6 protein-coding genes are annotated in these 8,147 nt (G+C 72.5%); all 6 read right to left on the reverse strand.

The annotated features are described in order from the left end of the window. Positions 1 to 880, reverse strand: an 880-nt coding sequence (locus E1264_RS36500) for an ATP-binding protein (RefSeq protein WP_207936725.1), incomplete at its 3' end; no start/stop codon positions are given. Positions 881 to 1,092: 212 nt separating this feature from the next. Then, positions 1,093 to 3,033, reverse strand: coding sequence for a S9 family peptidase (locus E1264_RS36505; RefSeq protein WP_132181085.1), 1,941 nt, complete (start codon positions 3,031 to 3,033; stop codon positions 1,093 to 1,095). A gap of 273 nt (positions 3,034 to 3,306) precedes the next feature. Beyond that, a complete protein-coding gene (locus E1264_RS36510) occupies positions 3,307 to 3,843 on the reverse strand; it encodes a hypothetical protein (RefSeq protein ID WP_132181087.1) in 537 nt (178 codons plus the stop codon). A gap of 151 nt (positions 3,844 to 3,994) precedes the next feature. Then, entirely contained in the window at positions 3,995 to 4,789 is a 795-nt protein-coding gene (locus E1264_RS36515; protein ID WP_132181089.1) for a hypothetical protein, read from the reverse strand. A 194-nt stretch (positions 4,790 to 4,983) separates the two neighbouring features. Then, on the reverse strand, positions 4,984 to 6,504 hold the full coding sequence (locus E1264_RS36520) for a S53 family peptidase (protein ID WP_132181091.1): 1,521 nt from the start codon (positions 6,502 to 6,504) through the stop codon (positions 4,984 to 4,986). A 262-nt stretch (positions 6,505 to 6,766) separates the two neighbouring features. Continuing rightward, positions 6,767 to 8,147: cytochrome P450 (locus tag E1264_RS36525; RefSeq protein WP_347813443.1), on the reverse strand; the 1,381-nt coding region annotated here is incomplete at its 5' end.

Consider the following 8,147-nt stretch of genomic DNA (forward strand, 5'->3'; position numbering starts at 1 on the left):
GGGCCAGGCGGGTGCGTTCGTCGTTAAGGCGGGTGACGAGCCGGGCGATGGGGGTGTGGCGGTGGGTGGCCAGGTGCGCCGCGCAGGCGGTCAGCGCGAGCGGCAGCCGGCCGCAGTGGGCGATCAGGGCGCGGGCGGCGTCCGGGTCGGCGGCGGCGCGGTCGGCGCCGGCCATGGCGTCCAGCAATTGCTGGGCACCGGTTTCGTCCAGCGGCTGCAGGTCCAGGTAGTGGGCGCCTTCGACCCGCAGACCGGGCAGGGTCCGGCGGGTGGTGACCACGACCAGGCAGCGGCCCGCGCCGGGCAGCAGCGGCCGGACTTGGGCGGCCGATGCGGCGTTGTCGAGCAGGATGATCAGCCGCCGCTCGGCGGTGACCGATCGAAACAGTGCGCTTTGCTCGTGGACGTCGCGGGGGAGCTGGTCGGGGCTGATGCCCAGGGCGCGCAGGAACCTTTCCAGGACTTCGCCGGGGTCGGCCGGGCGGATTCCGGAGAACCCACGCAGGTCGGTGAACAGCTGCCCGTCGCGATACTGAGGGCGGAGCTGGTGCAGCCACCGCAGCGCCAGCGCGGTTTTGCCGACGCCTCCGGCGCCGGTGATCACCACCAGGGTCGGCGCGTCGTCGTGGCCGGTGCTGGGGGTCTGGCCATGGTCGGCATCGGCGCATGGTTGGGCGTACCGGTCCAGGAGGTCCAGCTCATCGGTGCGATCGGACCAGCAGCCGGGCGTCGCGCGCAGCTGAGCCGGGATGGGCAGCGCGGCCGGATGCGGCGCGGGCATGGTGAGGTGCACCCCGCCGTGGACCGCGCCGGCCTGCACGACGGCGTGGACGTCGCCGTCGCCCCCGGTGAAGTCGTTGTGATGCCCCGGCCCGGTCATCGCGACTGTCCCGGACGCGTGGCCGTTCGTGCCTGCGCGAGGGCAGGCGGGCGTGCTGTGGCGTCGGGCGGCCGCACAGCGAGCGCCTTCACCATGTGTTCGGCATCGTTCACAGAGAGCATCCGGTACGGTCTGGGCGGTGCGGCCGGTCACTCCGGGGGGATGACCGGCCGCACAGCGTTCGTCATTTCGGCGCGGAGCGCCGGCTTCGGTCAGGACGGGCTGCAGGCTCCGCCGAGGTGCTCGGCCAGGAACTCCTCGACCGCGGCGTAGAAGGTCTCGCGGTTCTGCGGTCGGACGAGTCCGTGGCCCTCGTCGTCGAACTCCAGGTAGCGGTAGGGGATTCCGTGCCTGTTCAGCGCGGCGATCAGCGTGTCGACCCGCTGCGCCGCGGTCACGCGCACGTCGTTTCTGCCTTGGGCGATCAGCAGCGGGATGCGGATGTTGTCGGCGTTCGCGGCGGGGGAGACCTTGCGGAGCCGGTCGGCGTCGTGGTCGGGGTGGCCGACGCGGGCGTAGAGCTGTTCGCGCAGCGGCTGGGCGTAGGGCGGCAGTGAGGTGATCAGGGTGGTCAGGTCGGTGGGAGCGCACGCCGCGACCGCGCAGCTGAACACGTCCCCGTTGAACACCGCGCCGCACAGCGCGGCGTATCCGCCGTAGGAGCCGCCGTAGATCGCGGCCCGTCCGGCGTCGGCCACTCCTTCGTCGATGAAGTGGGTGAGGGTGTCGAGGAGGTCGTTCTGCATGGCCCGGCCCCACTGGCGGTCCCCGGCGGACATGTGGGCTGTGCCGTAGCCGGAGGATCCGCGGTAGTTGACCTGGATTACCGCGTATCCGCGGTTGGCCAGCCATTGCGCCTCGGGGTGGAACTCCCACCGGTCGCGGACCCAGGGGCCGCCGTGCACCACCAGCACCGTCGGCAGCGGCCCGTCGGGCGCGCCCGGCGGGCGGGTCAGGTAGCCGCGCAGATCGAGCCCGTCTCTGGCGACCAGCTCGAACGGTTCCATCGGCGCGAGCGCGTACCGGGTCAGGTCGTCGCGCTGGTGGAACAGGAGCTGCGCCTGCCTGCTGTCGCGGTCGTAGAGGTAGTAGCGGACGGGGGCGTGCGGGGCGGTGGTCTCGGCGAGCAGCAGCCGCCCACCGCGGGCCCACCCGGTCACGCTCACATCACCGTCATCCAGCGCGGTCAAATCGTCCAGATCGGTGCTGAACTCCGGGTCGAGGACCTGATAGCGGTTGCGGTCGGGGGCGTAGACCGCCACGACCGGCTCGACGCGGTCCGGGTCCAGCCACGCCTGGACGACGTCGTGGTCGGGGTCGGCGTCGATCGTGGTGATCGCCCCGTCGCAGACGTCAACGTAGGCGAGCCTGAGGGCCTTGGCCTGCACCGAGGTGCCCATGATCAGCCTGGTGCCGTCGCGGGTGAAGTCGATGCGCGTGTCGAGAGAGACGTCGTCGACGGGCAGGTGGAGCAGCGGCCGCCACGGCCCGCCCGGCTCGTCGCAGACGTGCACCGTGCAGCTGCCGTCGGGGTTGGGGGCCATGCCGCCGCGGACGTGCAGATCGGTGTCGACCAGCCATTCGGTGAACGGCGGGTCCCCGTCATGCCCGGGGTTGGACTCGACCAGGCGCAGCTCGCCACTGGTCAGGTCCAGCCGGTAGAGGTCGTGCAGCTCTGGGTCCCCGACGTTGGCCGCGATGAGCATCTGATCGGGGTGCCATTGCGGGTGGTAGGCCACGACCTTGGCCTGGACGGGGCCGTGGTCACCGTGCTCGGGCGTGACCAGCCGGGGCCGGGGCTGCTCGTCGGGCTGCTCATCGAACTGGTCCGGCAGGTCGAGCAGGGAAAGCCGCCAGTTCTCGTCGCCGTCTGTGTCCTGGCGGATGAGTAGCCGTCCATCGGCGCACAGGGTGAATTCGGTGATGCCACGTCCCTGGTCATGGGTGACGGGGCGGGCCGGGGCCGAGCCGTCCACCGGCTGGATCCATACGTTCATCACCCCCTGGAGCGGGGCGGCGAAGCCGAGCAGCCGCCCGTCCGGCGACAATGCGGGGTTGAGCCGGTCAGGGGGGCCGGACAGCACCCGCCGCGGGATGAGCTCGCGCGGACCGGCGACCTGGTCGGGTGGCTGGGCGGGTGAGGCGATGTTCATCGGACTCGTCGATTCCTCTTCGCTACGTTCACGGACACGGAGTTGTTGGCCGCGGCTGGCGGCGTGCCCGCCGCCCTGCGCTCGGTGGCACGGGTTGGCGGCACGGGTGGTCACGGGGACCGGCCGCGTCCCTGATGGCCGGGCTGCCTGACCGGGCTCAGCACGCGCGGGTCCAGGTCGAGCAGTCGGACGGGCGGGTTCGCCGAGCGAGCGGAACCGGCGATTTCGGCGGCGCGCGGCGCTCGGGCCGGCGCGGCACGGCCGCTAGACCCGTCACCGGTCAAGGCCGCAGGCCTTGGCCGCTCGCGTGGCCGCTCGCATCTGGTGTTGCACGTTGATCGCCGTGCCCCACAGCATCATCAGCAGGTTCTGGGCACCGTTTTCGACCGCGGCCCGCTGCTGATAGAGCTCGCGGGCCCTATCCCGGCCCTGCGAGGCGTAGGTTTCGACCAGCTCCCGGGCGAAGCGGGCGTTGGTGCGATGGATCCGGCGGACCTCCACCATGGACTGCGCGGTCATGCCGGGCACCGCCTCGCGGGCGAGGGCGACGCCCTTGCGCTCGTCGGGCAGGAAACGGGCGACATCGGGGACGTCGTCGCCGGTCACGGCGCCCAGGGCTCGGCAGCGACGCTGGATGAATTTGATCAGGGACTCCGCCATGATCGGCCCGACCTCGGGGAAGTCGCGGCGATCCTGCATCGCGGCGAAGACCTCGTACGCGCCGAAATGATCACCATCGACGGAGGTGGTGATGGTGTTCTGGCATTGCGCGCTGATGATCTCGTTGCGCGTTAGTCGGGATCTCGGCATGACAGGACTCCGGTTCGTGGACGGGGAGATGCTGGGCTCTGGCGATGGCCGATGACCTCGCGGAAGGGCTGCTGGGGTCATCGGTGGTCGAGCACCGCCAACGGGTCGCCTGGCGCCGACCTCGGCGGTGGTGGCAGGTCGGTGTCCACGCTCATCTCCTGGCGCGCACGCGGCGCACCCGGCGGGCCAGCGGGCACCGGTACCGGCGCATCGCCGCGGCCAGGGCGGTCAACCAGACGCGGAGCCGGGCCAGGTCGCAGGGCAACAGGCCGGTGCACGACCCCAGCTCGTCGGTGGGGGCCGTCAGCAGCCGCTCAACTGCTGGGCTCTGGGAGGCGTCCAGGCCGGGAGTGGGGCGGCCGGTGCCGGGCGACGGGCGGCGGTTCGCGTGCTGGTCGCGGGGGTGATAGGGGCCGTTGCCGGTGGCGGCGAAATTCCTCAAGGCTTCTCCAAAGTGCTGATCAAGAGGTCGTTGCTGGGCGGTCGGGCCCCGTCCTGGCGGGCGGCATCCGGCGCGGACGGGATGGATTCCCGGGGACCGGCTGCCGACCGATCGCCCGGCTCCGGCGGGTGGATCGATGGCGGGCGATCGGTGGTGGTGCACGGCGTGGCCGGTGATCAGGTGCCCTGCCGCCGAGACGGGGGGGGTCAGCGGCACCCCTGCGAACAGCAGCGTTCTACGCACGGTGCCCACCGGCATGCCGAACTCGGCGGCGCACCTGCGCATGCTCAGCCGGTCGTTGACGTAGGCGGCCGTCACCGCCTTGATCTGCTCGGCGGTGACGCCCCGGGGCGGCTTGCGGTCGATCTTCCCGGCGGCGGCCAGATGCTCCTGGACGGTCTGCGGTGAGCGCTCCAGGTCTTGGGCGATCTGCGCGATGGTGTGCCCGGCGGCGAACAGTTCGACGAACTGGGCCTTTTCGGCGGCGTGTACCGGTTTGGCCATGGCGGGATTCCTCCGGTTTCTCGATGGGGCTTTCGTCATTGCTGGTCAGGAGCGCCGACACGGCTCGGGACGGCCCAGACGGCGGCCCAAAAAAAAGGGGGGTCGCGGCCGGTTCTGGTGGCGCACCGGTCACGGGACCGGGGCCGCAGGGCCGACCCGCAGGCCGCGGGCGGCCCGCGGGTCGGCTCGCCCGGTCAGGTGCTGGTGCGCCGCGCGGCGATGGCCAGTGCCGGGACCAGCCATCTGGCGTTGCCGATGGTTCCGTTGCCCGACGGCACGTCCCACTTGAGCCCCGCCGGGAAACCTGGGTTTCCGGGGACGGCGTTGGAGCCTTGGGTGACGTCGGCGATGCCGGTGCGGGTGCCGGTGGCGGCCACCAGCCCGTACAGGGCGGGGTTGATCCGGCCGAGCGGCTGGCGTGCGGCCTGGCGGACCAGCCCCAGCACACCGGCCCACAGTGGCGCCGACACCGAGGTGCCGGCCGCGGGCCACCAGCCCCCGTCCCGGTTGATCTTGCCTTGGAGCACGTTGTAGGTGGAGTAGATGATCATGCGGCTGTCGCCCGAGCCGTTGGCGGCCACGTCGCTGGTGCCGCGGTGCCCGCCGACCAGGTGGGCGTAGCGGTCCTGGAACGCCGGGCGGGTGAACACCTTCGACAGGCCGCCGCCGGTGGCCCTTCCCAGCCCGTGCGGGTCACCCCAGACGGTGTCGGGTGAGCGCCGCCGCCCGTGGTCGTCCAGGTCGACTTGGGTGCCGCCGACGGCCAGGACGTCCGGGGAGCTGGCGGGCCAGGGCACGTTGGGCGCGGTGCTCTGCCCGGAGGTGTTGCCGGTGTCGCCGTTGGACACCGTGACCGTGAGCTTGCGGGCGCTAATGATCTGGCTGAGCTGCTGGTTCAGCCGGGTGAGCGTCGCGGTGGGCAGATCGGACTCGTACGTGCCGTACGACATCGACACGATCGCGCCGGGGTGGGCGGCGGCGTAGTCGCGCACGGCGTCCAGGATGTCGGCGTAGCCGCCGTCGGTGGGCGTCTCGGGGGTGGCGATCGCCACGATGCGGGCGTGCGGGGCCATCGCGTGGATCATGCTGGCGTCCAGCACGGTCTCCTCGGCGATGGCGTACCGCCAGGGAGCATCCGGCGCGTCGGGCGGCGGCATCGGCGTGATCGGCCCGGTGGCGCGGTACTCCAGGTCCACCTTCGGCAGCCCGTAGGCCGCCGAGAACACGCCGAGGTCGTGCCGCAGCGTCTTCTCCGGCACGCTGTGCCAGATCGGCAACACGACGGTCGCGCCGCGGCCGGTCCACCCGGCCCGGTGCGCGCCGTTCACTCCGTAGGCACGGGCCAGCTGCCGGACCGAGTAGCAGGGCGCCCCGTAGGCGGCTCGGCACTCGGCCGTCGTGGGCGGCGCCTTCCCCGTTCCCGGACCCGTGCCTGTGGTCGGGCTCGCGGACGGGTTCGTGAGCGAGCCGGTGGTGGGGGCCAGGGCGCGCGCGGCGTTGAGGTCGGCGTGGGTGATGCGCCGTGGCCCGCGCAGCGGGAGCACTCCGGCGGCCAGCTGCCGCGCGATGCTCGCCGCGGCGGCGGGCGTGGACGCGCCCGCTGGCGCGGCCTGTCGGCTCACCGGGCCGGTGCCGGTGGCCAGCGCGAACGCGGCGGCGCTGATGCCCAGCACCGCCACGCTGGTCAGCGCGGCTGTGGTTGGTTTGGTCGGCAAAGACAAAGGGTGTCGCTTTCTAGGGTCGCAATGGTCACGGTCGTCCCCCAGCGTGGGCTTGTGGAAGCAGGGACGGCCGCTGCCCAAGGCTCCGCGGGTCTTGGATCGCGGTCGCCTGCGGCGGCGCCGCCGGGCGGCGCTCGGGGGGTGTCGCTGGGCTGTGGCGTAGGGCGAGGCTGGGGTGGGCCTCGTGCGGCGTGCTCTTTCTGAGTCGCCGGAGATGGTGTGGCCGGGGATGGTGTGGACGGCGGGTGCACGACGCTCACGCGGCCGGGGACGGCAGGAGCTCCAACCCGACGGGGAGTTCGCGCGGGCAGTTGGTGAACAGCGAGGGGACCTGGACGAGCTGGTCAGGCGGTGCGGCCAGATGCAGGTCGGGGTAGCGGGCGAACAGCTCGCCCAAGGCGATGCGGGTTTCGGCGCGGGCGAGCGGGGCGCCGAGGCAGTAGTGCGCGCCGACGCCGAACGCCAGATGGGTGTGGTCGGCGCGGGCGGGGTCGAACAGGTGCGCGGTGGGGCCGTGGACGCCCGCGTCGCGGCCGACGCCGCCGTACATCCCGACCAGCAGCTGCCCGACGGGGATGGTGACGCCGCCGATGGTGAGGGGGGTGGTGGTGCAGCCGGCGGCGAGGTAGTTGATGACGCCGTCCCACCGCAGGGTCTCCTCCACGACCGCGGACCAGTCGTCGGCCTCGAAGGCGGGGACGCGGGCGCGGACGTCGGGGTGGGTGAGCAGGGCGCGGACCGCGTTGGTGATCAGGGAGAAGGTGGTTTCGTGTCCGGCGACCACCAGCATCCACAGGGTGTCCAGCAGTCGGCGGTGCGACAGGCCCTCTGCCTCACCGTCTCGGGCGCCGGTGTCCCAGGCGGTGATCAGGTCGCTGGTCAGGTCGGTGCCGGGTGCGGCGCGGCGCAGCTCGACGAGGTCGTCGAGCAGTTCCAGGCGACTGGTCTCGGCTGCGGCGGCGTCCCATGCGGTCTTGGTGTCGTCGCTGCGGAGTAGAACGTCGACTATGGCGCGGAACCGGGGCCGCACGGGGTCGGGGATGCCGAGCAGGTGGCAGATCACGCCCATCGGCACCGTGTAGGCGAAGTGGGCGCGCAGGTCGACCGCGCCGTGTTGGTCGCGGTGGCCGGGCAGCGCGTCCAGCGCCTCGCCGACGATGCGGGTGATGTCGCCGGTCAGGTCGTGCACGCGGCGGGCGGTGAACACGCCGCTGACCAGGTTCCGCAGCCGCCGGTGCTGCGGGTCGTCGAGGAAGAACATGTTGTCCAGGCCGAGGAACATTCCCGCCAGCGGCCAGTCGTCGGGGACCCGGCCGTCGCGGTAGGCGGCCCAGTGCCGGTTGATGTTGCGGGAGATGGAGCGGTCGCGGCTGAGGGTGCCGAGTAGGTCCTGGCGGGTGACCGTCCAGGCGTGCACGTCGTCGGGCAGGCCGGGCAGCGCGATCCGCACGACCGGTCCGGCGGCGCGCAGCCGCGCCATCTCGCCGTGCGGGTCGGCGCCGTCCGGGTCGATCACGACGACCGGGGCCTCCGCGCCCTCCGGGCTTTCCGGGCTTTCTTTGAGCTCTGGGCGGTTTGGGGTGTCGTCGGTGGTCGGGGCCTGGCAGCAGGGCCGGTGCTCGGGGCTGGACATCGGG

Origin of the sequence: Actinomadura sp. KC216 (genome assembly GCF_004348535.1) — a bacterium.
Lineage (GTDB): Bacteria > Actinomycetota > Actinomycetes > Streptosporangiales > Streptosporangiaceae > Spirillospora.